Annotated in this window: 25 protein-coding genes; 13 read left to right on the forward strand and 12 right to left on the reverse strand. The window is 69.5% G+C overall.

The window, feature by feature from the left end; all coding sequences use genetic code 11:
- The first annotated feature begins 90 nt into the window (after window positions 1-90).
- Window positions 91-873 (forward strand): ABC transporter permease, encoded by a 783-nt coding sequence (locus AC1C2R_RS07100; RefSeq protein WP_495379470.1) that lies wholly within the window; start codon window positions 91-93, stop codon window positions 871-873.
- A gap of 225 nt (window positions 874-1098) precedes the next feature.
- A complete protein-coding gene (locus AC1C2R_RS07105; RefSeq protein WP_495379471.1) occupies window positions 1099-2835 on the forward strand; it encodes a phytoene desaturase family protein in 1737 nt (578 codons plus the stop codon).
- A 63-nt stretch (window positions 2836-2898) separates the two neighbouring features.
- On the opposite strand, the gene AC1C2R_RS07110 is transcribed toward AC1C2R_RS07105, so the two are convergent.
- A complete protein-coding gene (locus tag AC1C2R_RS07110; protein ID WP_495379472.1) occupies window positions 2899-3258 on the reverse strand; it encodes a hypothetical protein in 360 nt (119 codons plus the stop codon).
- An 87-nt stretch (window positions 3259-3345) separates the two neighbouring features.
- Here AC1C2R_RS07110 and AC1C2R_RS07115 point away from each other — a divergent pair, with 87 nt between their 5' ends.
- Entirely contained in the window at window positions 3346-3855 is a 510-nt protein-coding gene (locus AC1C2R_RS07115; protein WP_495351809.1) for an SRPBCC domain-containing protein, read from the forward strand.
- A 46-nt stretch (window positions 3856-3901) separates the two neighbouring features.
- Window positions 3902-4999 (forward strand): AI-2E family transporter, encoded by a 1098-nt coding sequence (locus AC1C2R_RS07120; RefSeq protein WP_495351810.1) that lies wholly within the window; start codon window positions 3902-3904, stop codon window positions 4997-4999.
- A 168-nt stretch (window positions 5000-5167) separates the two neighbouring features.
- Here AC1C2R_RS07120 and AC1C2R_RS07125 read toward each other — a convergent pair whose 3' ends face one another.
- From AC1C2R_RS07125 to AC1C2R_RS07155, 7 genes are all read right to left on the reverse strand, one after another.
- Complete coding sequence (locus AC1C2R_RS07125) at window positions 5168-5740, reverse strand: acyl-CoA thioesterase (protein WP_495379473.1); 573 nt, start codon at window positions 5738-5740, stop codon at window positions 5168-5170.
- Between the two features lie 189 nt (window positions 5741-5929).
- The gene (locus AC1C2R_RS07130) at window positions 5930-6580 is read right to left on the reverse strand and encodes a dihydrofolate reductase family protein (protein ID WP_495379474.1); all 651 of its coding nucleotides are present in this window, start codon (window positions 6578-6580) and stop codon (window positions 5930-5932) included.
- A 4-nt stretch (window positions 6581-6584) separates the two neighbouring features.
- Window positions 6585-7706, reverse strand: coding sequence for a bifunctional 2-methylcitrate synthase/citrate synthase (locus tag AC1C2R_RS07135; RefSeq protein WP_495379475.1), 1122 nt, complete (start codon window positions 7704-7706; stop codon window positions 6585-6587).
- A 47-nt stretch (window positions 7707-7753) separates the two neighbouring features.
- Window positions 7754-8665 (reverse strand): methylisocitrate lyase, encoded by a 912-nt coding sequence (gene prpB / locus AC1C2R_RS07140; protein ID WP_495379476.1) that lies wholly within the window; start codon window positions 8663-8665, stop codon window positions 7754-7756.
- Between the two features lie 100 nt (window positions 8666-8765).
- Entirely contained in the window at window positions 8766-10304 is a 1539-nt protein-coding gene (locus AC1C2R_RS07145) for an MmgE/PrpD family protein (RefSeq protein WP_495380384.1), read from the reverse strand.
- A gap of 30 nt (window positions 10305-10334) precedes the next feature.
- On the reverse strand, window positions 10335-11015 hold the full coding sequence (locus tag AC1C2R_RS07150) for a GntR family transcriptional regulator (RefSeq protein ID WP_495379477.1): 681 nt from the start codon (window positions 11013-11015) through the stop codon (window positions 10335-10337).
- Between the two features lie 78 nt (window positions 11016-11093).
- Window positions 11094-12221 carry an enoyl-CoA hydratase/isomerase family protein gene (locus AC1C2R_RS07155; protein ID WP_495379478.1) on the reverse strand — a complete coding sequence of 376 codons (1128 nt, stop codon included), beginning with the start codon at window positions 12219-12221 and terminating at the stop codon, window positions 11094-11096.
- Window positions 12222-12278: 57 nt separating this feature from the next.
- Between AC1C2R_RS07155 and AC1C2R_RS07160 the strand changes: the two genes are divergently transcribed.
- From AC1C2R_RS07160 to trhO, 3 genes are all read left to right on the forward strand, one after another.
- Window positions 12279-12638, forward strand: a complete 360-nt coding sequence (locus AC1C2R_RS07160; RefSeq protein ID WP_495351817.1) for a VOC family protein — start codon at window positions 12279-12281, stop codon at window positions 12636-12638.
- Between the two features lie 9 nt (window positions 12639-12647).
- Window positions 12648-13286 carry a LysE family translocator gene (locus AC1C2R_RS07165; protein WP_495351818.1) on the forward strand — a complete coding sequence of 213 codons (639 nt, stop codon included), beginning with the start codon at window positions 12648-12650 and terminating at the stop codon, window positions 13284-13286.
- 130 nt (window positions 13287-13416) lie between these two features.
- Window positions 13417-14319, forward strand: a complete 903-nt coding sequence (trhO, locus tag AC1C2R_RS07170; RefSeq protein WP_495379479.1) for an oxygen-dependent tRNA uridine(34) hydroxylase TrhO — start codon at window positions 13417-13419, stop codon at window positions 14317-14319.
- A 73-nt stretch (window positions 14320-14392) separates the two neighbouring features.
- Here the strand turns inward: trhO and AC1C2R_RS07175 are convergent, their stop codons facing one another.
- The gene (locus tag AC1C2R_RS07175) at window positions 14393-14968 is read right to left on the reverse strand and encodes a TetR/AcrR family transcriptional regulator (protein WP_495379480.1); all 576 of its coding nucleotides are present in this window, start codon (window positions 14966-14968) and stop codon (window positions 14393-14395) included.
- Between the two features lie 107 nt (window positions 14969-15075).
- Here AC1C2R_RS07175 and AC1C2R_RS07180 point away from each other — a divergent pair, with 107 nt between their 5' ends.
- Window positions 15076-16335: an FAD-dependent monooxygenase gene (locus tag AC1C2R_RS07180; protein WP_495379481.1), complete on the forward strand. Its 1260-nt coding sequence runs from the start codon at window positions 15076-15078 to the stop codon at window positions 16333-16335.
- A gap of 19 nt (window positions 16336-16354) precedes the next feature.
- Here AC1C2R_RS07180 and AC1C2R_RS07185 read toward each other — a convergent pair whose 3' ends face one another.
- The 3 genes from AC1C2R_RS07185 to AC1C2R_RS07195 all read right to left on the reverse strand — a co-directional run bounded on the left by AC1C2R_RS07185 (window position 16355) and on the right by AC1C2R_RS07195 (window position 18597).
- On the reverse strand, window positions 16355-17026 hold the full coding sequence (locus tag AC1C2R_RS07185) for a DUF2306 domain-containing protein (RefSeq protein WP_495379482.1): 672 nt from the start codon (window positions 17024-17026) through the stop codon (window positions 16355-16357).
- A 96-nt stretch (window positions 17027-17122) separates the two neighbouring features.
- A complete protein-coding gene (locus AC1C2R_RS07190; protein ID WP_495351823.1) occupies window positions 17123-17653 on the reverse strand; it encodes a hypothetical protein in 531 nt (176 codons plus the stop codon).
- Window positions 17650-18597, reverse strand: a complete 948-nt coding sequence (locus AC1C2R_RS07195) for an LssY C-terminal domain-containing protein (RefSeq protein WP_495351824.1) — start codon at window positions 18595-18597, stop codon at window positions 17650-17652. Before AC1C2R_RS07195 ends, AC1C2R_RS07190 begins: the two co-directional genes overlap by 4 nt.
- 42 nt (window positions 18598-18639) lie before the next feature.
- On the opposite strand from AC1C2R_RS07195, the gene AC1C2R_RS07200 reads away from it, so the two are divergent.
- From AC1C2R_RS07200 to AC1C2R_RS07220, 5 genes are all read left to right on the forward strand, one after another.
- Window positions 18640-19848, forward strand: a complete 1209-nt coding sequence (locus tag AC1C2R_RS07200) for a cysteine desulfurase-like protein (protein WP_495379483.1) — start codon at window positions 18640-18642, stop codon at window positions 19846-19848.
- Window positions 19849-19921: 73 nt separating this feature from the next.
- On the forward strand, window positions 19922-20695 hold the full coding sequence (locus AC1C2R_RS07205; protein ID WP_495351826.1) for an isocitrate lyase/PEP mutase family protein: 774 nt from the start codon (window positions 19922-19924) through the stop codon (window positions 20693-20695).
- A gap of 152 nt (window positions 20696-20847) precedes the next feature.
- Entirely contained in the window at window positions 20848-21747 is a 900-nt protein-coding gene (locus tag AC1C2R_RS07210) for an ATP-binding cassette domain-containing protein (RefSeq protein WP_495379484.1), read from the forward strand.
- Complete coding sequence (locus tag AC1C2R_RS07215) at window positions 21744-22574, forward strand: ABC transporter permease (RefSeq protein WP_495379485.1); 831 nt, start codon at window positions 21744-21746, stop codon at window positions 22572-22574. Before AC1C2R_RS07210 ends, AC1C2R_RS07215 begins: the two co-directional genes overlap by 4 nt.
- Window positions 22575-22581: 7 nt before the next feature.
- Entirely contained in the window at window positions 22582-23709 is a 1128-nt protein-coding gene (locus tag AC1C2R_RS07220; protein ID WP_495379486.1) for a winged helix DNA-binding domain-containing protein, read from the forward strand.
- The last annotated feature ends 26 nt before the right edge of the window (window positions 23710-23735 follow it).

The raw sequence follows: 23735 nt of genomic DNA on the forward strand, positions 1-23735 counted from the left end.
AGGCAGACACGCCGCATCCGATTCAGCGACAGGCGCCAACTGCACTCCACGACCGAGAACTCCAGTTCTCATGACACGAAGGAACTCCTCATGACCACTCTCGACACCACCGCCCGGCCTACCGGCTTCTTCCACGACACTGCCGCGGTCTTCGTGCGCGAGTCGCGGCCGCTCGTGCGCGACCCGTTCAGCGTCGTCTTCTCACTCGTGCAGCCACTCGTCTTCCTCGGCCTGTTCGGCCCACTGCTCGTCGGCGCGGCCGGTGGGGATGTCGCGGGCACGCTGCAGTGGTTCGTACCCGGCATTCTCGTGATGGTCGCGCTCTTCGGCACGGCGTCGACCGGCGCGAATCTGCTCGTCGAAATGCAGACCGGTTCGCACGAGCGCACGCTCGTCGCCCCCCTCTCGCGAAGCGCGCTCCTCGTCGGCCGCGCCCTCAAGGAGGTCGTGCCGCTCGTCATCCAGGGCACGATCGTGGTGCTCGTCGCGGTGCCGTTCGGCTTCAGCCTCAACGTGCCCGGCCTCATCGCGGGCCTCGTGGTGCTCGCCGTGTTCGGCATCGGGTTCGGCGCCCTGAGCTACACACTCGCGCTCGGCTGCCGCAACCGCGACTGGATGTTCTGGATGGTGCACCAGACGCTGCTGTTCCCGCTCATGATCCTCTCGGGCATGCTGCTGCCGCTCGACGACGGCCCCGAGTGGATGCAGGTCGCCGCGGCCGTGAACCCGCTCAGTTACCTCGTCGCCGCCGAGCGCGCGATGCTCGCCGGCGACCTCGGAGCACCCGTGGTCATCGGTGGCATCATCGCCGCAGCCGCGACCTGCGCGATCGGCATCGTGGTCGGCGTGCGCGCGATGCGTCGCGCTCGCTGACCCCGCGCTCCCGCGCGCACCCACCCACGCGCACCCACCCACGCGCACGCACCCACCCAGCGCACGCACCACACCGCGCGCACCCACCCGCGCGCACGCACCACAGCACGCGCACGCACCACACCGCTCCGGGGGTGCATTCCCGCCAGATGTAGGGCCGATCGGCACTCCGGCTGGCGGGAATGCACCCCCGGAGCGCCTTTGCGGTTCGATTACGCTCGAGGGATGCCCCACGACGTCGTGATTCTCGGCGGTGGCCACAACGGCCTCACCGCAGCCGCCTACCTCGCTCGCGCCGGCAAGCGGGTGCTGCTCCTCGAACGCGACGACCACCTCGGCGGAGCGGCCGTCTCGGCCGAGGTGTTCGACGGCGTCGACGCCCGCCTCTCGCGCTACTCGTACCTCGTGAGCCTGCTCCCCCAGCGGATCATCGATGAACTCGGCCTCGACGTGCGACTCGTGCGCCGGCGCTATTCGTCGTACACGCCCGACCCCGGCGACCCCGAGCGCGGGCTGCTCATCGACCGGGAGGCCGGGCCTGGAACCCCTTCGACAGGCTCAGGGAGCGATTCCGCCGCTGCCTTCGCCCGCATCGGCGCCGAGGGCGACATCGCCGCTTGGAACTCCTTCTCCGCCGACACCGCGCGGCTGGCCGAACGGCTCTTCCCGACCCTGACCGAGCCCCTGCCCACCCGCGATGAAGCACGCGCCCTCGTCGGCGACGAGCGTGTGTGGCACGACTTCGTGGAGCAGCCTCTCGGCGGCACGATCGATGCTCGCTTCACGAGCGACCTCGTTCGCGGGATCGTCGCGACCGACGGCCTCATCGGCACCTTCACCGACCTCGACGACCCCGCACTCGATGCGAACCGGTGCTTCCTGTACCACGTGATCGGCGGCGGCACGGGTGATTGGGATGTGCCGGTCGGCGGCATGGGCGCCATCAGCGGCGAGCTCGCTCGTGCTGCGCGTGAAGCCGGCGCCGAGCTCGTCACGGGCGCCGAGGTGCTCGCGGTCGACCCGAACGGCAGCGTGCGGTACCAGCTCGACGGCGTCGAGCACGAGGTCGCTGCACCCACGATGCTCGCCAACGTCGCGCCGGCGGTGCTCGATCGCCTCATCGCGACGGCGGCTGCGACCGCCCGCAGTCGACGGCATGTCCCGGATGCCGCGGCGAACGTCTCGGCGGCCACGGGTGCCGCACCGATCGCGCCACGCGACCAACATCCTTTCCCGCCGCAGGCGCAGCTCGACGTGCCCCCGGTCGTGCGGGAGCGCCTGCGCCACCTCACCGCACCCGAGGGCGCGCAGGTCAAGGTGAACCTGCTGCTCACGCGACTGCCGCGGCTGCGTGACGCCGAGGTCTCGCCCGAGGCGGCGTTCGCCGGCACGTTCCACATCAACGAGCTCGAGTCGCAGCTCGCGACGGCGTACGGCGAGGCGGCCCGTGGCCGCATCCCCTCGCCGTTGCCGTGCGAGGTCTACTGCCACACGCTCAGCGATCCGTCGATCCTCTCACCCGAGCTCGCGGCATCCGGCGCCCACACCCTGACCGTCTTCGGCCTGCACGTGCCGCACCGGCTGCTCGAGCGCTTCGGCGACGACGAGTTGCGTGAGCGCCTGCAGCACGAGGTGCTCGCCTCCTTGAATTCGGTGCTCGCCGAACCCATCGAGGGCGTCATCGCCACGGATGCCGCGGGCCGCCCGTGCATCGAGACGAAGACGACGCGCGACATCGAGGAGGCGCTCGCGATGCCGGGCGGCAACATCTTCCACGCGCCGCTGTCGTGGCCGTGGGCGGAGCCGGGCGCACCGCTCACCAGCGCCGCCGAACGCTGGGGCGTCGCAACGGCGTATCCGCAGGTGCTGCTGTGCGGTTCGGGAGCGGTGCGCGGCGGCGCGGTCAGCGGCATCGGCGGCCACAACGCGGCAATGGCGGTGCTCGAGGCCCGCTCGGTCTGACGGGCCGCAGAGCACGAACCCCAGAGCACGAGCTCAGAACACGAAGCTGTAGAGCAACGAGCGTCAGAACACGAAGAGCTGGCCGAGCACCATGATCGCGATGATGAAGAGCACGACGACCGCGCCGACGATCGTCAACGACGTCACCGAGAGCTTCGCGACGCCGAAGCCCACGAGGAAGGGCAGTGCCACGAGGAAGATCGTCACGATCCACCAGAACGTCGAGTAGCCGGCGGCCGACGCATCACCCAGACGCCCGCCGAACAACTGGCTCGTGGCGGGGTGAGTCGCGAAGGCGAACGAGGCTGAGAGCGGCACGGCGATGAGCGCCGCGACGATGAGGCCGGCGAGCCCGCCCCACAGCCCCGACTTGCCCTCGGTGATGTCCATCGCCTCTTCGCGCCCCGCAGCCTTGGAACTCATGCGCTCACTCTAGTGTCGGCCAGTGGCGCTCTGGTAGATCCACACCGACGGCATTAGCCTGAGGGAACGAGCGAACGGGGGCCGAAGATGACCGCGAAACCGACCGGGCACTACGTGCTGAAAGACGACGGCCTCTACCTGCAGTTCGACCGCCTCTTCTACGCCCCCATCGAAGACGTCTGGTTCAGCCTCACGAATCCGAACGCCATGCGCGCCTGGATCGGCACGTACACCGGCAGCCCGGCGACCGGCGGGGTGCGCTTCCGCATGGGCGCCGAGGGCGAGGAAGCCGAGTGGCAGAACGTCAGCATCCTCGAATGCGCTGCCCCCCATCGGTTCCTCGCCGACTCCGGCCCCGGCCCGACCGGCATCCGGGTCTTCTGCCACCTCGTCGAGGGCGGCGGCATGACGACCCTCACACTCGGCCAGCGACTGCACAGTGCAGCGGATGCCTCGAGCATCGGCCCTGGCTGGGACTACTACCTCGATCGGCTCGCCGCGTCGCGTGCCGGGGCACCGCTGCCCGCGTGGGAGACGTACTACCCGTCGTTCTCGCCCCACTACCGTGAACTGGCCGTTCCGGGGCCGGTGCATTGACCGTGGCATCCCGAGCCCTGGGTATCTCGAACCCTAGACTGTGGCCGTGAACACGGCTGACCGACTGCGGCGACGTTCCGCAGAACCTGCTCCGCGCACGAGCCTCTTCGCGAATCATCCGTTCCGATGGGGCTTCATCGTCACCCTCGGCGTGCTGCTCGCCGCCGTGCTCGCGCTCATGATCGTGAACCTGCAGAGCGTGCTGCTTTCGGTGTTCATCGCAGCCTTCGTCTCGCTCGGGCTCGACCCGCTGATCCGCTGGTTCCAGCGCCACGGGCTCTCGCGTCCGACCGCGATCGTGGTCGTCATCATCCTCTTCATCGCGGTGGTCGTCGGCATCTTCTGGGTCGTACTGCCGCCGGTCCTCGAGCAGGCGGCGGCGCTCGTGCGGAACATCCCGGCCCAGGTGAAAGACCTGCAGAACTCCGAGTGGTTCGAGCAGATCGATACTGCGACGAACGGCGTCGCCTCGTCCATCGTTGCGTCGGCCGGCGACCTCCTCGGCGACCCAAACACCTGGGCGACGATCGGGGGTGGCGCGCTCAAGTTCGGCGTCTCGGTGCTGAACGCCGTCTCGACCGGCGTGTTCGTCGTCGTGCTCTCGATCTACTTCATCGCGACCCTCGACACCACGAAGCGGGCCTGCTACCTGCTGATCTCGGCGTCGCATCGGGACCGCGTCGTCGGCTACGCCGAGCGCATCATGGAGTCCGTCGGCCGCTACCTCAGCGGCATGGTCGTGCTGGCCTTCTTCAACGCCGTCTTCTCGACGATCCTGCTGTACCTCGTCGGAGTGCCGTACGCACTCATCATCGGTGTGATCGCCCTGTTCGTGACACTCATCCCGCTCATCGGTACCGTGCTGACCACCACACTCATGACGATCATCGCCCTGTTCACCTCACCGCTCGCGGGGCTCATCGTGCTCATCGTGATGCTCGTGTACATGCAGATCGAGGCGTACATTCTGACCCCGAGAGTCATGGGCAAGGCCGTGCAGGTGCCGGGCACGATCGTGCTCATCTCGGCGCTCGCCGGCGGCACCCTGCTCGGACTGCTCGGTGCGCTCGTGGCGATCCCGATCTCGGCGGGCATCCTGCTCATCATCCGCGAGGTCGTGATCCCTCAGAAGGCCCGGTCGTGATCACGCTTGTCGACTAGTGGGACCTTATGCGGGGTCTCGATACGCGTCCTCCTTCGTCGGTCGCTACTCGACCAACGAGAGCCGCCGGTCGAGTAGCGAGCGCAGCGAGCGTATCGAGACCCGCCGGTCGAGTAGCGAGCGCAGCGAGCGTATCGAGACCCGCAGCCGTCAGTGCCAGACCGACGGCGCAGCAGCACGAGTGGGGGGCAGCGCGACATCCGCACCCCACCGCTCGATCCAGTCGGGAATCTCGTCGGCGCCCGAGACGCCGAGCGCCTCGACGATCTCGGACATCGGCACCGTGCCGCCGGCCTTCTTGAGGAACCGCGCGCGGATGAAGCCCTGCGCGTACACCTCGGGCTCGCCGTGCTTGCCCCCTGCGCCCTTCGAAGGGCGCACGTAGCGCTGCTCCATGTAGACGGCCTTGTCGTCGTGGCCGACGAGTCGGGACTCGATCGTGAACCGATCCCAGAGCTGCAGCGACTTGCGGAACGTGATCGTCTCGCTCGCGACGACCGGATACCAGCCCTTGTCGCGCATCATGTCCCAGACGCCGTTTCGCACGAGCATGTCGAAGCGGGCGACATCCATGATCGAGAAGTACACGCCGTTGTTCATGTGCCGATTGATGTCGAGGTCGGTCGGCAGCGTGATGAAGTTCGTGCGGGCGACCTCGAAATGCCCGAGACCGGGCTTGCGCCGCGAGAGGAACAGCACGTGGAGCAGGGTGCGGAAGAACATGTGCATAGTCCACGACTGTATGCCCGAATCGTGGTCGATCATCCATCGTTGGTGGAAGCCACAATCTGAACCGCGATCTCCCGCTCCTGCTGGTCGAGTAGCGAGCTTCTCCGCTGGTCGAGTAGCGAGCGAAGCGAGCGTATCGAGACCCGGTGCGTGGTCTCGATACGCGTCCTCCTCCGTCGGGCGCTACTCGACCAGCGGGGGCCGCAAGAGCCGATATCGCAAGTGCGTGGCACGCGCGCCCTGCTCGACACTGATCGGCTCGAGCTCCACCCGCTGCGAAGCAGCGTCGGGAAAGAGCCGGCTGCCGCCGCCGAGCAGCACCGGCACGAGGTGGAGCCGCGCCTCATCGACGAGCCCTGCGGCGAGCGCCTGTCTCGCGACCTCCGCGCCGCCCACGATGCAGACGGATGCAGCGCTCGCGACCTCGCTCGCCCGTGCGACCGCCTCGGCGACCCCGCCTGTGACGAACTCGAAGCGCGAGCCGCCGCGTTCGAACGGCTCGCGCTCGCGGCTCGTGACGACGAAGCAGGGGCGCCGCCCGAACACCGGCTCATCGCCCCACGGCCACTCGCCCACGTCGAACGTGCGACGCCCGAGCACGAACGCGCCCGTCGTCTCGAACATGCGCGATGCGGCATTGCGGTCGATCTGGTCTGGCGCGACACTCGTGATGCCGTTGTTGTCGTCGAGCGGAACAGCGCCATCGAAGATCGGGACGCGCCTCCACTCGTGCACACGCTCGCCGTCGAGGCCGAGCGGATGCTCGAGGCTCACGCCCGGTGCGGCGGTGAAGCCGTCGAGCGTCATCGTCATCTCGAGAAAGACGTGGGTCACGGGGTCATCCCTTCGCGGGAACGTGCCGTTCGTCCACGCCGTTGTAGACGGACAGCGGGCGGATGAGCGCGTTCGACGCGGCCTGCTCCATGATGTGCGCGGTCCAACCGGTGATGCGACTCGCGACGAACAGCGGCGTGAACGTGAGCGTGTCGAACCCCATGAGGTGGTACACCGGGCCGGCCGGGTAGTCGAGATTCGGCTTGATGCCCTTGCGCGCGCCCATCGCGGTCTCGAGAGCGAGGTACAGCTCGAACAGGTCGGGCCGATCGTAGTGCTCGACCATGCGCTCGAGCGCGTCGCGCATCGTCGGCACACGCGAGTCGCCGTTCTTGTAGACGCGGTGGCCGAAGCCCATGATCTTGCGCTTCTCGGCAAGCGCGTCGTCGAGCCAGGCGGCCGCGGCATCCGCCGTGCCGATCGCGTCGAAGGCGTGCATGACCGCTTCGTTGGCACCGCCGTGCAAGGGGCCCTTCAGGGCGCCGATCGCGCCGGTGACCGCCGAGTACAGGTCGGAGAGGGTGCTCGTGATCACCCGGGCCGTGAACGTCGAGGCGTTGAACGAGTGTTCGGCGTAGAGGATCATCGACACGTCGAAGGCATTGACCACCGCGAGCTCGGGGGCCTCGCCAAAGGTCTGCCAGAGGAAGTTCGCCGAGAAACCGAGGTCGTCACGGGGCTCGACGAACTCGAGCTCGTGCCGTCGGCGCTGGTCGTAGGCGACGATCGAGGGCAACTTCGCGAACAGCCGGATCGCCTTGTCGAGGTTCGCCTCGACACTGTCGTCGGGCGTCGCCGGGTCGCTCGCGCCGACGACCGAGACGGCCGTGCGCACGACGTCCATCGGGTGAGCGGTGAGCGGCAGCTCGTCGATGATGCGCTTGACCTCGTGATCGAGACCGCGAAGTGAGCGCTCGCGTTCTTCGAACGCGGCAAGCTGCGCGTCATCCGGCAGCTCGCCGTACCAGAGCAGGTAGGCGACCTCTTCGAACGTGACGGATGCCGCGAGCTCCTGCACCGGATAACCGCGGTACAGCAGCGAGTTCGACTCGGGGTTCACCTTCGAAACCGCCGTATAGTCGACCGGCACGCCGGCCAAGCCCTTGTAGATCTCCTGCTCTGCCATGCGTGCTCCTTTTTGCTTTCGCTGATCCCGATACGGCGCTGGTGCGCCTACTCGACCGGCGTCCTGGTGACGGTGAAGTTGAAGATACTCGTGTCGAAGTGGTTGTAGCCCTCGTAGTCGATGAGCTCGTAGAGGTCGGCGCGGTGCTGCATCTCGCCGAGCTTGCCGGTGAGCGCACCGGCATCCGTCAATTCGTCGAGACCGCGCGCCGCGGCGCCCATCGCGAGGCGCAGCAGCGAAACGGGCCAGATGACGATGTTCATGCCGACGTCGGCGAGCTGCGCCGCGGTGAAGAGCTCGCTCTTGCCGAACTCGGTCATGTTCGCGAGCAGCGGCACGTCGACCGCCTCGCGCACCGCCTCGAACTCGGCGAGCGAACGCATCGCCTCGGGGAAGATCGCGTCGGCACCCGCGTCGACGAGCGCCTTCGCGCGGTCGACCGCGGCGGCGAGCCCGTCGACCGCGGCGATGTCGGTGCGCGCCATGACGAGGAAGTTCGGGTCGCGTCGCGCGTCGACGGCGGCACGGATGCGCTGCAGGGCGGTGGACTCGTCGACCACCTGCTTGCCGTCGAGGTGGCCGCAGCGCTTCGGGTTGACCTGGTCTTCGATGTGGAGGCCGGCGAGCCCGGCGTCCTCCATCTCTTGCACGGTGCGGGCGACATTCATCGGCTCGCCGAACCCGGTGTCGGCGTCGATGATCGCGGGCAGCTCGGTCATGCGGGCGATCTGCTTGCCACGACCCGCGACCTCGGTGAGCGTCGTCAGGCCGATGTCGGGCAAGCCGAGGTCGGCCGACAGCACGGCGCCCGAGATGTAGACGCCCTCGAAGCCCTTCTGCTCGATGAGCCGCGCCGAGAGCGGGTTGAAGGCGCCCGGGAAGCGCAGCAGCTCGCCGCTCGCGAGCCGCTCGCGGAAGAGCCGGCGCTTCTCGGCGGGAGTCGTCGTGGCGTACAGCATCAGTGGTCCTCTTCCGGGGTCTCGATGCGCTTCGCTACTCGACCAGCGGGGAGCGCTGGCGCGACTACTCGACCAGCGGGTGTCGTCGTGGCGTACAGCATCAGAACAGCCCCTCAGGGATCTCGACGCCCACGAGCGCACCGGGCGCGACGGTGAAGGTGAGGCCGCCGAGCTCGTCGGGGCCGAGCTCGGGCAGACGCTGCGCGACGTCGAGGAACCGCTCGATCTCGTCGGGCGTGAGCGCCCACTCGGCGAGCGTGCGGAACTTCTGCACGTACTGCTCGCGCGCGAACGGCCGGGCGCCGAGCGGATGCGCGTCGGCCACGGCGATCTCGTCGACGATCTCTCCGCCGTCGGCGAGCTTGATGACCACGCGGCCGCCGAACGCCTTCTCGGCGATGTCGTTCGAGTGGTAGCGCCGCGTCCACTCCTCGTCTTCGACGGTCGAGACCTTCTTCCAGAGCGCGACCGTGTCGGGCCGGTGAGCGCGCTCGGGCGAGTACGACTCCGCGTGGTCCCACGAGCCGTCTTGCAGCGCGACGGTGAAGATGTACGGAATCGAGTGGTCGAGCGTCTCGCGCGAGGCATCCGGATCGTACTTCTGCGGGTCGTTCGCGCCGGAGCCGATCACGTAATGCGTGTGGTGCGAGGTGTGCAGCGTGATCGACTCGATGCGCTCGGGGTCGTCGAGGATCAGCGGGTACTCCTCGTGCAGCTTGCGGGCGAGGTCGATCCATGCCTGCGCCTGGTACTCGGCCGAGTGCTCCTTCGTGTACGAGTCGAGGATGGCGCGCTTGGCCTCCCCTTCGTCGGGCACCGGAACCTCGTACGAGGCATCCGGACCGTCGAGGAGCCACGCGATGACGCCGTCTTCGCCCTCGTAGATCGGCACGGGGCTCGTCTGGCCGCGCATCGCACGGTCGACCGCTTCGACGGCCATCTTGCCTGCGAATGCGGGGGCGTGCGCCTTCCACGTGGAGATCTCGCCCTTGCGGGACTGCCGGGTCGCGGTGGTCGTGTGCAGCGCCTGGCCGATGGCCTGGAAGATCGTCTCCTGATCGAGGCCGAGCAGCGTGCCGATGCCGGCCGCTGCCGAGGGCCCGAGGTGGGCGACGTGATCGATCTTGTGCTGGTGCAGCGAGATCGCCTTCGCGAGGTCGATCTGGATCTCGTAGCCCGTGGCGATGCCGTGCAGGACGTCGCGCCCGGTGAGGCCCCGGTGCGCCGCGAGGTGCTGGGCGACGGCGACGATCGGCGGGATGTTGTCGCCGGGGTGCGAGTACTCGGCCGCGAGGAAGGTGTCGTGGAAGTCGAGCTCGCGTACGGCGACCCCGTTGGCCCATGCCGCCCATTCGGGCGAGGTGCGGCGCGCGGCATCCGCACCGAAGACGGTCGCGCCGTCGCCGCCGATCGAGACGGGGTGGGCGAGCGCCTGGCTGCGGGCCGAGACGACGGGGCCCCTGGCGATCGCGGCGGCTGCCACGGCCGCGTTGTCGATGACGCGGTTGACCACCATGTCGACGACGTCGTCGTCGAGCTCGACCGGGTCGGTCGCAATGCTCGCGAGCTTCCAGGCGAGCTGGCCCTCGCGAGCGAGGTTCTCGTCGCTGCGATGCGTGCGAAGGTGGTGGAGCTGCATGGAGTGGACCTTTCTGAACTGTTCCATCGGTCAGGCTACGCGGTGCCCGCCGGGCTGACGAGCCTCGATCGAGGCGAGTGCATGACGAAGGCTCATGTGCAGGTGCACGTGGGTGGCGTGCGCCGCGAGGGACGCATCGCCCGCGATGATCGCCTGCAGGATGAGGAGGTGCTCGGATGCCGCGGCGCGGAGCCGCTCGGGATTGTGGCGTGCGAGCCGCCGCACGCGCGCCGAATGCAGCCGCACGCTCCGCAGCGCGGCGGTGAGGTAGGGGTTCGCGACCGTCTCGTCGACGGCGGCGTCGAACTCGGCGACGAGCGCGTAGTACGCAGCGAGCCCGGATTCGCCTTCGTCGACGAGGGCCGGCGCCTGCTCGAAGCGTTCGCCGAGCGGTTCGAACCGCGTGGGGTCGCGGCGCATCGCCGCCAGCCGCACGGCCTGCTCTTCGAGCGCTTCGCGCAGCTCGTAGAGGCCCGTGATGCTCGACGGCGAGAGCTCGGCGACGACGAGGGTCCGTGCGGACTGCGCAGCGACGAGTCCGTCACCGATGAGCCGGGCGAGTGCCTCGCGCACGGGCGTGCGAGAGACTCCGAGGCGGACGGCCTGCTCGACCTCGGCGAGCACCGTGCCGGGCGCGAGCTCGCCGTCGACGATCTCAGCACGAAGCGTGCGATAGGCGCGCTCCCCTGCACGCCCCGCTTCAGCCGCCATGCTTCATGTATACACTGAGCGGTGTTGAAGTGCAAGAAATGCCGTTGTACGGGCGGTGTGTATACGTTTCGGGGCGTTCTACTCCACAGTGTCGGTCTGCGCCGGCCAGACCGGCTCGAAGCGGGCCTCATCGAGCACGTGGGCGGCGAGACCTGGCGGGATGTCCTGCAGCTCGGGCGGGTGCCACTTCGGCTGACGATCCTTGTCGATGACCTGTGCCCGGATTCCCTCCCGCAGGTCGTGCTGCTCGATGAACCACGACACGAGCCGGAACTCCTGCTCGAGCGCATCCTCGAGCCGCGGCAGCGTGCGAGCACGTCGCACCGACTCGAGCGTGATGGTGAGCGCGGTCGGCGAGAGCGTCTCGAGTTCGTCGGCGGCTGCGGCCGCATAGGCGAAGGCCGCCGGGTCGAGCGGATGCATCGGGAACGAGCTCGACGCTTCGTCGGCCCGCCCCTCGGCGAAGGCCCTGAGGCGCCGGATGATCTCGTCGACGCTCGGCGCGGAGTAGCAGGCGTCGACCCAGTCGCGCGCGAGGGCGAGCGCCGACGGGCCGGGTGTCTCGTCGAAGAGCATGACGATCTCGGCCGGGCTGCCGGGGTCGGCGCGTTCGGCGAGCGCCTGCAACAGGTGCGGCAGCCGCTCGGAGGGCACGAACGAGTCGGCGAATCCCGCGTGCAGGGCGTCGGCGGCATCCATCGTGCGCGAGTTGAGCGCCAAGTGAACGCCGAGTTCGCCGGGGGCCTTCGCGAGCAGCCAAGAGCCGCCGACGTCGGGGGTGAAGCCGATGCGGGTCTCGGGCATGGCGATGCGCGAGCGCTCGGTGACGACGCGGATCGAGGCGTGCCCGGCGAGGCCGATGCCGCCGCCCATCGTGATGCCGTCCATGATCGCGACGACGGGTTTCGGGTAACGCGCGATCATCGCGTCGAGCCGGTATTCGGCGCGGAAGAACTGCCGGGCCTCGGCGTGGTCGTCGTTGGCCGCGTACCCGTAGAGCTCACGGATGTCGCCGCCCGCGCAGAAGCCGCGCTCCCCCGCACCATCGAGCACGACGAGCCCGACCTCGGTGTCGTCGCGCCACGCGTCGAACACGGCCGCGAGCGCGCGGATCATTTCGAAGCTCAGCGCATTCAGCGCCTGCGGGCGGTCGAGCGTCACGTGGCCGACACCGTCGGCGACGCTCGCGGAGATATGGTCGCTCACGAGTGCCACCGTAGCGGCATCCCGGGCGGCGGCGTAGCCTCTGCCGCAGGAGGCATGATGATCGACTCCGTATTCCCGATTCTGGAGGTACCCGACCTCGATGCCGCGCTGGCGTTCTACGGCGACGGACTCGGCGGCGTGGTGCGCTACCGGTTCCCGCCCGAGGGCGACCCCGTCTACGTCTCGCTCGAGACCGGATCGACGACGCTCGGCATCGGCGTCGCCGAGTCCCCGCTGCCGCCGGGGAACATCCTGCTGTGGTTCTACGTCGACGACGTCGACCACGCCACCGCGAAGCTCGCGGCCGGCGGTGCACCGGTGCTCGAGCAGCCCGTCGACCAGCCGTGGGGTGAGCGGACCGCACTCGTCGAAGACCCGTTCGGAACGCGCGTGCGCCTCGGAGCGGCCAGCGGGTAGCATCCGTTCATGGTCCCCGTCGAGAACCTCTGGGCGTTCGTCGTCGCGTCGGTCGTGCTCATCGTGATCCCCGGCCCGAGCGTGCTGTTCGTCATCGGGCGTTCGCTCGCGCTCGGGCGCGTGGGCGGGCTGCTCAGCGTGGTCGGCAACGCCCTCGGCATGGTGCCGCTCATCGCCGCCGTCGCGCTCGGCGTCGGCGCGATCGTCGCGCAGTCGGTCGTGCTCTTCTCGATCATCAAGTTCGCGGGCGCGGCCTACCTCGTCTACCTCGGGGTGCAGGCGATCAGGCATCGAGCGGATGCCGCGGCATCCGCCGATCGAAAGACCGCCCCGCGCTCGCACTGGCGCCAGCTCGGCGAGGGCTTCGTCGTCGGCGTGACGAACCCGAAGACGATCGCGTTCTTCGTGGCGGTGCTGCCGCAGTTCGTCTCGTTCTCGGCCGGGTCGATCCCGCTGCAGCTCTTCGAGCTCGGCGTGGTCTTCATCGTGCTCGCGCTGGCCTGCGACTCGGTGTGGGCGCTCGCCGCGAGCGCGGCACGCGGCTGGTTCGCGCGCTCGCCGAAGCGTATCGCCCACCTCTCCGCCACCGGCGGCGTCATGATGATCGGACTCGGCGGCGTGCTCGCGTTCAGCGGCAACAAGCACTGAGCACGCGTACAGAACTCCGGAGATCCCACGCGGAACGCCGATGGGCCGGCGTCGTCGAACCGCGTGGCGCGCCACGACTCCGGAGTTGCGCACGCGGCGGCCATCCGGCGAGCGCCCGTATGATCTCGGGGTGGCCGTCGCCAAGATCCTTCTCTACTACGCCTTCACCCCGCTCGCCGACCCCGACGCGGTGCGGTTGTGGCAGCGCGAGCTTGCCGGGTCGCTCGGGCTGCGCGGCCGCATCCTCATCTCGGAGCACGGCCTGAACGGCACCCTCGGCGGCGAGATGAACGCACTCAAGCGCTACGTGCGCAAGACCCGCGACTATCCCGCGTTCAAGCACATCGACTTCAAGTGGAGCGCCGGTACCGGCCTCGACGATACGGGCGCGAGCCTCGACTTCCCGAAGCTCAGCGTGAAGGTGCGCGATGAGGTCGTCTCGTTCGGCGCGCCGGGCGAGCTCGCGGTCGACGAGCACGGCGTCGTCGGCGGCGGCACGAAGCTGAGCCCCGATGCGCTGCACGAGCTCGTGGCCGAGCGCGGCGACGACGTCGTGTTCTTCGACGGACGCAACTCGCTCGAGGCCGCCATCGGCCGCTTCGCCGGCGCGGTCGTGCCCGACGTCGACACCACGCGCGACTTCGTCGACCTGCTCGACTCGGGCGAGTACGACGAGCTCAAGGGGCGGCCGGTCGTCACGTACTGCACCGGCGGCATCCGCTGCGAAGTGCTCTCGAGCCTCATGACGAGCCGCGGCTTCGGCGAGGTCTACCAACTCGACGGTGGTATCGCCCGCTACGGCGAGCGCTACGGCGACGACGGGCTCTGGCAGGGTTCGCTCTACGTCTTCGACGGGCGCGGCTCGATCGACTTCAGCGACCACGCTGCGGTCATCGGCTCGTGCGCCGCGTGCGGTGAATCGACGAACCGCACCGTGAACTGCACGGATGCCGCGTGCGACGCCGAGTTCGTGCTGTGCGAGTCGTGCGGCACGAGCGCCTGCCCGGCACACGCCGCCGCGCCGGTCGAGTAGCGACGCACCTCCGCCGGTCGAGTAGCGACGCAGGAGCGTATCGAGACCACCACGCGGGTCTCGATACGCTGGGCTACTCGACCGACGCACCCCCGAGCAGCCGGACCGCCGCGGCCATTCGGTCACCGGTCGGGGTGCCCTCGGGGTTCAGGAGCCAGATCAGGGCGAGCCCCTGCACGATCACGAAGCTGAGCTCCGAGAGGGCTCGGGCCTGTTCCTCGTCGAGGTCGGGGCGGGCAGAGGCGAACTCCTCGGCGATGTCCGCGAACGCACCATCGACCGCACCGCGCATCTGCCCCCCGCTGTCTGGGTCGCGCACGATGCGCAGCGTGTTCTCGAGGCTCGCGAGCAGTGCACCACGGTTGTCCGCGAAGACGGCCGGCATACTGTTCCAGAGGTGCGCGAACGCGTCGTTGAGCGGGAGTCCGCTCCCCTCGCGGATGAGCTCGCCCATGCTGTCGCCGATCGAGGTGTCGAGCGTATCGATGAGCGCCTCGGTGATGAGCTGCTCCTTCGAGCCGAAGTGGTACCCGATCGCGGCGAGGCTCACCCCAGCCTTGGTGGCGATGTCGCGCGCCGTGGTCTTCGCGACACCGCGCTCCTCGATCACCTTGCGAGCACCGGCGAGCAGGTCTTCACGATTTCCCATGCCCACAGCATATTCGATCGTCTGAGACATATGTGCTAGACATTCGTCCAAACAGCTGTTAGACATATGTCCAAGACAAACGTGCAACTCTCTCGAAGGATACGACCATGAACCGCACACCCAGCATCCTGATCTCCGGCGGCGGCATCGCCGGGCATGCCCTCGCCCTGCAGCTCGTGCGCAGCGGCATCCGCGCCACCGTCGTCGAGCGAGCCGCCGCCCCGCGCGCCGGCGGCCAAGCCGTCGACCTCCGCGGCGCGAGCCGCGAGGTCGCCGAACGCATGGGGCTCATACCCGGGATCCGGGCACGCGTGCTGCACGAGCTCGGACTCGCCTACGTCGACGGCGCCGGCCAGGTGTTCGGCCGGATGTCGATGGCCGACTTCGACGGCAAGGGTGCGGTCGCCGAGATCGAGATCGCCCGCGGCGACCTCGACGAGGTGCTGCGTGATGAGCTCACCGCGGCGAGCGACATCACTCCAGGCCTTCTCGAACTCCGCTACGGCGACCGCATCATCGCCCTCACGCAAGACGCCGATGGCGTCGACGTCACCTTCGAGCACGCCCCTGCCGAGCGATTCGACCTCGTCGTGGGCGCCGACGGCGTGCACTCCGCGACCCGCCGCCTCGCCTTCGGCGCCGAGGAGGAGTACTCGACATATCTCGGCGGCTACATGGCGTTCTTCACGATCCCGACCCCTTCCGACGTCGAGCCCGGCTGGTTCTCGATGCGGTTCGTGCCGGGCGCCGCCCTCGGCATCCGTCCCGACCTCGACCCGTCGACCTCGAAGGCGATCCTCACCCTGCGCGTCGACCGCGACCCCGCGCTGCGGGGTGACCGGGCCGCACAGGAGGCGCTCATCCGCCGGTCCCTCGAGGGCGCCGGATGGCACGCCCCCACGGTGCTCGAGGCCATACCCGCGGCATCCGACTTCTATTTCGACGAACTCGCGCGCATCGACGTCCCCGAGGCCGCGAACGGCCGCATCGCACTCATCGGCGACGCCGGCTCGTGCGGCTCTCCGATGTCGGGCATGGGTACGGCGACCGCACTCATCGGCGCCTACGTGCTCGCCGCCCGCATCGCCGAGACACCGGGCGACGTCGTCGCAGCGGTACGACGCTACGCGAGCGACATCCTTCCGTTCGCCGAGGCCGGCAAGAAGCTCATGGGCGGTGGCATCGAGCGCATGGTGCCCGCCAATCGATTCGAGGCCGTGATGTCGCGAGCGATGACGGGACTCATGCTCTCCAAGGCTGCTCGCCCGATCGTGAAGCGCATGTTCGCCGCGAACCAGGCCGAGCTCCCCCTGCCCGTCACGGCGACGGCGCCCGCCCTCGCGGCCGTGGCTGATGGGGCGCGCTGACGCGGCGGGTCGATTCGCGTCACATCGCCGCGCGCACCCGAGCAGTCCGCGGCAGCCCGTCCTCGTCCGGCCTCCACCAGAGCCAGAGCTCACCCGCGATGACGTGCATCGAGAGCCCGAGCCAGAACGCCGGCGCGAAGCTCTCCTCGAGCGAGAGGATCTGGAAGCCCGCGAAGAGGCCGACCCACACGCGGATCATGCCGACGCCGAGCCCGACGGCGAACGCGCGGATCATCCAGCGCCGGTGCATCCGCACGTTGCCCGCTCGAATCGCCCGGAAGGCGAGCCCGAGCGAGACCAGGAACCACGACCCGAAGACCGCTGCCGCGAGCGACTGCCATGCCCCGCCATAGGAGAACGGCACCCCGAAGGCGAGCGCGAAGACCCCGCTCACGAGTCCGAAGGTGAGCAGCACGCGGCCGAACCGGCGGTGGAACGTGAAGTGCCGTTCACGGAACCGCCGCCAGAGCTGCAGCGGCGCGCCGAGCAGGTAGAGCACGCCGGGCACGATGTGCAAGTAGGCGAGCCACGGAGTCTCGACGTAGCGCAACTCGAAGCTGTCGCCCTCGGCCGGGGTGCCGGTCACGATCAGCGGACCGTCGGTGCCGAACCGGATTCCCGCGAACACGAGCACGATCGCGATGAGCAGAAAGATCGCCGCCCACATCGTGATCTCCACCGCACGCGTCACGGCGACCTCCTCCGGCCGGACGCTCGCCCGTCGCTGGCGCTCAGGCTACTCCCGGGCACGCCGCCGAGCCAAGTGTTTTTTCGAGGATCGCTCGCTTCACGCGCGACGCGGCCGCGGTCGCGGTCGGGGCCGCCGTGCGTACGCCCGCGCATTGCGACTCGACAGTGCGAGCAGCACGAGGATGTCGAGCGCGAGCGTGATGAGCGTCGTGCGCAGGGTGATCTCGGTGTCGGCCCCGAAGTAGTCGAACGCCGACCACGTGATGCTGATCGTCGCGAAGATCATCACCGTGATGCGCGCCGAGTTGCTGCCGCGGAAGATCAACAGGGCGAGCGCCAGCTCGACCGCGAGCACGATGCCGCCGATGACGAGCACCACCGTGAGCGCGAGACTCGAGGCCGCCTCGGCCGCTTCGTCGGAATCGAGCGGCACCCCGAGATCCTCCACGAGCACGCGTCGCCACAGCACCGCGAGCGAGATGAGCCAGACGATGCCCGCGAGCACCCGGCAGACGACGAGGATCGCGCCGAACACCGTTGCGGTCGGACGCTGCATCGACGGCGGCACCGGTCGCGGACTGACGAGCTGCGCCGGCGACTCGAATGCCGGGCGCTTCTCGACGCTCAACGCTCCGCCTCCGTCTCGCTCGGCGAAGGTCTCCCGACGGGAAGCGCGCGCCCAGCGGCATCCGCTGTCTCGATCGCGACGACCGGCACCGCGCTGACGTCGACGACCGGGAGGTCGCCATCGGTGCGGATCGAGTCACCGCCGCCGTTTCGGGAGTGGTACCCCGTCGAGAAGTCGGCGAGCACGTCGACGCGCGCCGCCGGATTCGCCGCGATGACGGTGGAGACGATGTGGTCGCGCTCGATGTCGATGTCGGCGTCGATCTTGTGCGTCACCTGCAGGGTGAACAACGAGAAGCCCACGGCCCGGTCGAAGGTGCCGGCCGCGAGCCAATCGACCCGGCGCCCGCCCGGCAGGAGCCACCCGTCGGGCGTGCGCCAGAACCGCACATGGTGTCGGCGCGCCGGATTGCCCTCGACCTCCTGCTGGTACGCGAAGTCCTGCTGCCGCCCGAACAGGAAGAGCGGGCTGACGGGCGCCTCGTCGTAGCTGCGGCGAGTGATCGTCGACGCGATGATGCGCCAACTCGACGCTCCCGTCACGTTGTCGGCGCGGGTCCAGCCGGCCGCGTGCAGTGCAGCGTGCAACGACCCCTCATCACCGTCGAACGCGAGGTTGACAGGGTCACCGAGCAGCCCGTCGCTCGTGCGCGCGCGCCCGATGAAGTAGTCGGGCACGTAGATCGTCGTGAGGATGCGATGCAGTCGGGGCAGCACGAGATAGGCGAGCACGAGCCAGAACACCACGAAGAAGGCGATGCCGAACCAGCCGAACGCGAAGGACTCGGTCAGCACGAGCCAGGCCAGCCAGACCGCGGCGATGCCCGCGTACACGAAGAAGAAGCCGTCGAGCAGCGCGTTGCCCGAGAACGGGCGCGCCCGCACCGGTTCGATCGCTGCACCGACGATCACATCACCGGATGCCCCGGCCCCCACCTCCGACATGCCCCAATGCTAGCGAGGCCGCGAACTCGCTAGTCTCGCTCCATGGTCTACGACATCGCGCGCATCCGCTCGGAGTTCCCCTCGCTCGAGAGCGGCTGGGCCCAGTTCGACGGCCCCGGAGGGACGCAGACGCCGAGGTCGGTGGGTGAGGCCGTGGCATCCGTGCTCACCGGCCCGCTCTCGAACCGCGGCACGATCGGCGTCTCGGAGGAGCGCGCCGAGACCGCGGTGCACGGATTCCGGCTCGCCATGGCCGATCTCGTCAACGGGCATCCGCGCGGCATCGTGCAGGGGCGCAGCGCCACGCAGCTCACGTACGACTTCTCCCGTCACCTCTCGAAGCAGTGGGGCCCGGGCGACGAGGTCGTCGTCACCCGACTCGACCACGACTCCAACGTGCGGCCGTGGGTGCAGGCCGCCGAGCGCGTCGGTGCGAGCGTGCGCTGGGCCGACTTCGACCCGGCGACCGGCGAGCTGCCCGTCGAAGCGGTCGCCTCGGTGCTCTCCGGCCGCACCCGGCTCGTGGCGGTGACCGCGGCGTCGAACCTGATCGGCACGATGCCCGACATCCCGGCGATCACCGCTGCCGCTCACGCGGCCGGCGCACTCGTCTACGTCGACGGCGTGCACTACACGGCGCACGAGCTGCCCGACATCGAGGCGCTCGGCGCCGACTTCTTCATGTGCTCGCCGTACAAGTTCCTCGGACCGCACTTCGGCGTGCTCGCGGCGGCGCCCGAGCTGCTCGAGACCATCGAGCCCGACAAGCTCGTGCCGTCGACGAATGTCGTTCCCGAGCGCTTCGAGTTCGGCACCCTCCCCTATGAGCTGCTCGCCGGCGCCACCGCCGCGGTCGACGCTCTGGCCGGCCTCGCCGGGACGACGGATGCCGCGAGTTCCCGCCGCACGAAGCTCGCCGAGTCGTATGCGGCACTGCACGAGCACGAGGACGGGCTCCGCGCCCGCATCGAGTCGGGGCTCGCAGAGCTCCCCGGGGTCACCCTGTGGTCTCGGGCGTCGCGTCGCACGCCCACGCTGCTCATGACGTTCGCCGGCCACGAGGCATCCGACATCACGAAGCGCCTCGCCGAGGGCAAGGTGCTCGCGCCGAGCAGCAACTTCTACGCCCTCGAGGCTTCACGACGTCTCGGGCTCGGCGATGCCGGCGGGCTGCGCGTCGGGCTCGCGCCGTACACCGACGCGAGCGATGTCGAGCGGCTGCTCGCCGGGCTCGTCGCGGCGCTCCGCTGAGCACCCCGGCAGGAATCAGACCTCACCGACGACGGTCGGGCTCCGGCGTCTGCCCGCCGCCTACGCTGAGGTCATGACCCTCGTCGAGACCGCCACCGAACTCCGCCGCCTGCACACCGACCCCGAGCTGCTTCAAGTGGTGAACGTGTGGGACGTCGTGAGCGCCAAGGCGGTCGCCGCCCTCCCAGAGACCAGGGCGCTCGCCACCGCGAGCCACTCGATCGCCGCGACGTTCGGCTACCCCGACGGCGAGCAGATCCCGGTCGAGCTCATGCTCGACATGTGCGGGCGCATCGCGCGAGCCGTCGAAGTGCCGGTCAGCGCCGATCTCGAGGCCGGCTACGGCGACCCGGGCGAGACGATCCGGCTGGCCATCGGCGAGGGCATCGTCGGCGCGAACCTCGAAGACCAGTTCAAGCCGCTCGCCGAGTCCGTCGCGGCGGTCGCCGCCGCGGTCGCCGCAGCCGAGGCCGAGGGCGTGCCGTTCGCGCTGAACGCCCGCACCGATGCCTGGCTCCGCGGCAACGAGCGACCCCGCGACATCTGGATGGCCGACGTCATCGAGCGCGGACTCGCCTTTCTCGACGCCGGTGCGACGTGCGTGTTCGTGCCGGGCAAGCTCGACGACCACGACGTCGAGGAGCTCACGGCCGGTATCGGCCGCCAGCGGGTGAGCGTCATCGGCGTGCCCGGCGTGCCCGCGCCGGCCCGACTCGAAGAGCTCGGCGTCGCGCGCGTCTCCTACGGCCCATCCACCCAGCGCATCGCACTCGGCGCGCTGCAAGACGCCGCCACGGCGCTCTACGCCGGCGGCGTGCTGCCGCATGGCATCCGTCCGCTGAACTGAGCGAGCGTCGAACGCAATCCGCGAATCCCCCGCGCGACGGATGCCGCTGCTCCCGTTCGCTCGCTAGGGTGAAGACGAGGGGCCTGACCGCCCGGGGCGTGCGGGGGCGCGGCCTGAGAGCCACCGAGCTCGCCCCCACGTGAGGAGAACGCATGGCAAGCGGCATCCCCATCGAGATCTCGGGGCTGAGCAAGCACTTCGGCCCCGTGACCGCGGTCGACGATCTGAGCTTCACGGTGGAACCGGGCAAGGTCACCGGATTCCTCGGCCCGAACGGCGCGGGAAAGACGACCACCCTGCGGCTGCTGCTCGGGCTGGAGCATCCCAGCGCCGGCACAGCGACGTTCGGCGGCACCCCGTACAGCGCCCTGCCGAAGCCGCTCGAAACGGTCGGCGCCGCGCTCGAAGCGAACTTCCACCCCGGCCGCACCGCACGCAATCACCTCAAGGTGTACGCGACGGCCTCCGGTCTGCCGACGACCCGCGTGCAGGCGGTGCTCGAGCAGGTCGGCATCGCCGAATACGCCGACCGACGCGTCGGCGGGTACTCGCTCGGCATGCGGCAACGGCTCGCACTCGCGTACACGCTGCTCGGCGACCCTGGAGTCTTCGTGCTCGACGAGCCGATCAACGGCCTCGACCCCGAGGGCATCAAGTGGATCCGCGGGTTCCTGCAGAGCCTCGCCCGTGAAGGGCGAACGGTGCTCGTCTCCTCCCACCTCCTCAGCGAGGTGCAGCAGAGCGTCGACGAGGTCGTGATCATCGCGAAGGGCCGACTCATGAAGAGCGGCACCCTCGCGAGCCTCGAACTCGAGTCGGCGCCGCGCACGATCGCAGATTCCCCCGACCGGCCCGCGCTCGCCGCCGCGCTCGACGCCGCTGGGCTCGAGTACACCGAAGGCCGCAACGGGTTCATCGTCGCCGACCCCGACCCCGCCCGTGTCGGCCACGCCGCATTCGTCGGCGGTGTCGAGCTCGCCGCCCTCCACCGACTGAAATCGGGGCTCGAAGAGTCCTTCCTCTCGCTCGTCGGTGGAGGTGAGGAGTCGTGAACTTCGTTCGCGCCATCGGCGCCGAGTTCCAGAAGGTCTTCACGACCCGCATCTGGTGGCTTCTCGCGATCCTCCTCGCCGCGTACGTCGCGCTCATGTCGGGCGGGTTCGGTGCATTCCTCGGTTGGGCGACCGAGAATCCGGATGCCGCGGCATCCGCCGGTGGCAACACCGCGCTGCCCGCCGACATGGAGCTCGCGCCGTTGCTCTACAGCTTCGCGTCGTCGATCGGCTACGTCTTCCCGGTGCTGCTCGGAGCCCTCGCCGTCACCGGCGAGTTCCGGCACAAGACGCTCACCCCGACCTTCCTCGCCGAACCGCACCGCACGGTCGTGCTCGCGGCGAAGTTCGTGTCGCAGCTCGTCATCGGCGCGGGCCTCGGTGTCATCGCGTTCGCGGTCTCCGTCGGCGCGGGCGCAGCGGCACTCGCCGGCTTCGGGCTCGACACGGGCCTCGATTCGAGCGACACGTGGGCGCTCGTGGGCCGCGGCGTGCTGGCGATGGCACTCTGGGGCGCGATCGGCGTCGGGCTCGGCGTGCTCGTGACGAACCAGGTCGCGGCGATCGTCATCGTCATCGCATTCACCCAGTTCGTCGAGCCGATCCTGCGACTCGTCGCGTCGCTGAGCGATGTGACGGCCTCGATCGGCCGGTTCCTGCCGGGCGCCGCGAGCGACGCGCTCGTCGGGGCATCCTTCTACAACATCGCCTCGCTCGGGTCGAGTGAGGCACTCGAATGGTGGCAGGGCGGGCTCGTGCTGCTCGGCATCGCGGTCGTCGCCACTGTGATCGGTGGCGCGACGACGTGGCGGCGCGACGTGGCGTAGCGGTGGTGTGAGGGTGGAACTCGACGAGTTGCGCCGCGTTCGCCTGCACGTGCAGGGGCTGCGCGATGAGCGCGCGGCGTCGGCAGCCGACGTCGTGCGAGGCTTCGTCGCGGTGCAGTCGCAGGAGTTCGTGCCGGCGCAGTGGGGTCTCGCAATGCGGGTTCCCGTCGCGCAGCGGCCCGACCTCGCGGCCGTCACCGCCGCGCTCGACCGCGGCGAGATCCTGCGCACGCATGTGCTGCGGCCGACGTGGCACTTCGTCGACCCGACGGATGCTCGGTGGCTGATGGAGCTCTCGGCCGAACGCGTGCATCGGGCGAATGCCACGTACTACCGGCGCACGGGCGTCGACGGCGAAGCCGCCGCCCGCGCCCTCGACGTGATGGCCTCGTCGCTCGCGGGCGGGCATCGCACCCGCGCCGAGCTCGCCGCGGCGCTCGACGCAGCGGGGCAGCCGTCGTCCGGTCTCGGCTTCACCTACGTGCTCATGCTCGCCGAGCTCGAACGGGTCGCGATCAGCGGCGCCAATGTCGGCAAGCAGCGCACGTATGCGGCGTTCGACGAGCGGGTGCCGGCGTCGGCCCCGAAGACGCGCGATGCCGCGCTCGTCGAACTCGCCGCACGATTCATCGGCTCGCGCGGGCCCGCGACCGATCGTGACTTCTCCGCCTGGTCGGGGTTCACGCTCGGCGATACCCGGCAGGCATTCGCGGCTGTCATCGACGCCAGTGGCGGGCGGGTCCAGACGCTCGAGGTCGACGGGGCGACGCACTGGCACGACGTCGAGGTGACGGCAGAGGCGAGTTCGGCCGCGCCGCCGCGTGCCGGTGTCGTCGACCTGCTGCAGGCGTATGACGAGTACATCATGGGGCACGCGGCGCCCCGCACGTACCTGCAACCCCCCGGGCGCTCCGATCCCGTGCACCCCGAGTTCCCGCTGCACGCGCTGATGATCGACGGTGTGATGGTCGGTCGCTGGGCGCCCGTGACCGCCGGCCGACGCGCGGTCGTCAAGCTGCAGCCCTGGCGGTCGTTCTCCGCTCGCGAGGAACGGTCGCTCGCGGCATCCGTCACCGAGGTCGAACGCTTTCTCGGCGTGCCCGTGACCGTCGAACGCGAAGACCCGCCGGGCTGAGACGCCCCGCAGACGCGTTCACGGCC

It is taken from the genome of Agromyces sp. Y182, assembly GCF_059445385.1.

Excerpts from the sequence above, each read along its gene's own strand:
- AC1C2R_RS07110 (WP_495379472.1), bottom strand. The coding sequence starts at position 3,258 with ATGAGTTCCAAGGCTGCGGGGCGCGAAGAGGCGATGGACATCACCGAG.
- AC1C2R_RS07200 (WP_495379483.1), top strand. The coding sequence starts at position 18,640 with ATGGTCTACGACATCGCGCGCATCCGCTCGGAGTTCCCCTCGCTCGAG.
- AC1C2R_RS07205 (WP_495351826.1), top strand. The coding sequence starts at position 19,922 with ATGACCCTCGTCGAGACCGCCACCGAACTCCGCCGCCTGCACACCGAC.
- AC1C2R_RS07160 (WP_495351817.1), top strand. The coding sequence starts at position 12,279 with ATGATCGACTCCGTATTCCCGATTCTGGAGGTACCCGACCTCGATGCC.
- AC1C2R_RS07145 (WP_495380384.1), bottom strand. The coding sequence starts at position 10,304 with ATGCAGCTCCACCACCTTCGCACGCATCGCAGCGACGAGAACCTCGCT.
- AC1C2R_RS07165 (WP_495351818.1), top strand. The coding sequence starts at position 12,648 with ATGGTCCCCGTCGAGAACCTCTGGGCGTTCGTCGTCGCGTCGGTCGTG.
- AC1C2R_RS07195 (WP_495351824.1), bottom strand. The coding sequence starts at position 18,597 with ATGTCGGAGGTGGGGGCCGGGGCATCCGGTGATGTGATCGTCGGTGCA.
- AC1C2R_RS07115 (WP_495351809.1), top strand. The coding sequence starts at position 3,346 with ATGACCGCGAAACCGACCGGGCACTACGTGCTGAAAGACGACGGCCTC.
- AC1C2R_RS07125 (WP_495379473.1), bottom strand. The coding sequence starts at position 5,740 with ATGTTCTTCCGCACCCTGCTCCACGTGCTGTTCCTCTCGCGGCGCAAG.
- AC1C2R_RS07105 (WP_495379471.1), top strand. The coding sequence starts at position 1,099 with ATGCCCCACGACGTCGTGATTCTCGGCGGTGGCCACAACGGCCTCACC.
- AC1C2R_RS07180 (WP_495379481.1), top strand. The coding sequence starts at position 15,076 with ATGAACCGCACACCCAGCATCCTGATCTCCGGCGGCGGCATCGCCGGG.
- prpB (WP_495379476.1), bottom strand. The coding sequence starts at position 8,665 with ATGCTGTACGCCACGACGACTCCCGCCGAGAAGCGCCGGCTCTTCCGC.
- AC1C2R_RS07175 (WP_495379480.1), bottom strand. The coding sequence starts at position 14,968 with ATGGGAAATCGTGAAGACCTGCTCGCCGGTGCTCGCAAGGTGATCGAG.
- AC1C2R_RS07135 (WP_495379475.1), bottom strand. The coding sequence starts at position 7,706 with ATGGCAGAGCAGGAGATCTACAAGGGCTTGGCCGGCGTGCCGGTCGAC.
- AC1C2R_RS07150 (WP_495379477.1), bottom strand. The coding sequence starts at position 11,015 with ATGGCGGCTGAAGCGGGGCGTGCAGGGGAGCGCGCCTATCGCACGCTT.
- AC1C2R_RS07210 (WP_495379484.1), top strand. The coding sequence starts at position 20,848 with ATGGCAAGCGGCATCCCCATCGAGATCTCGGGGCTGAGCAAGCACTTC.
- AC1C2R_RS07100 (WP_495379470.1), top strand. The coding sequence starts at position 91 with ATGACCACTCTCGACACCACCGCCCGGCCTACCGGCTTCTTCCACGAC.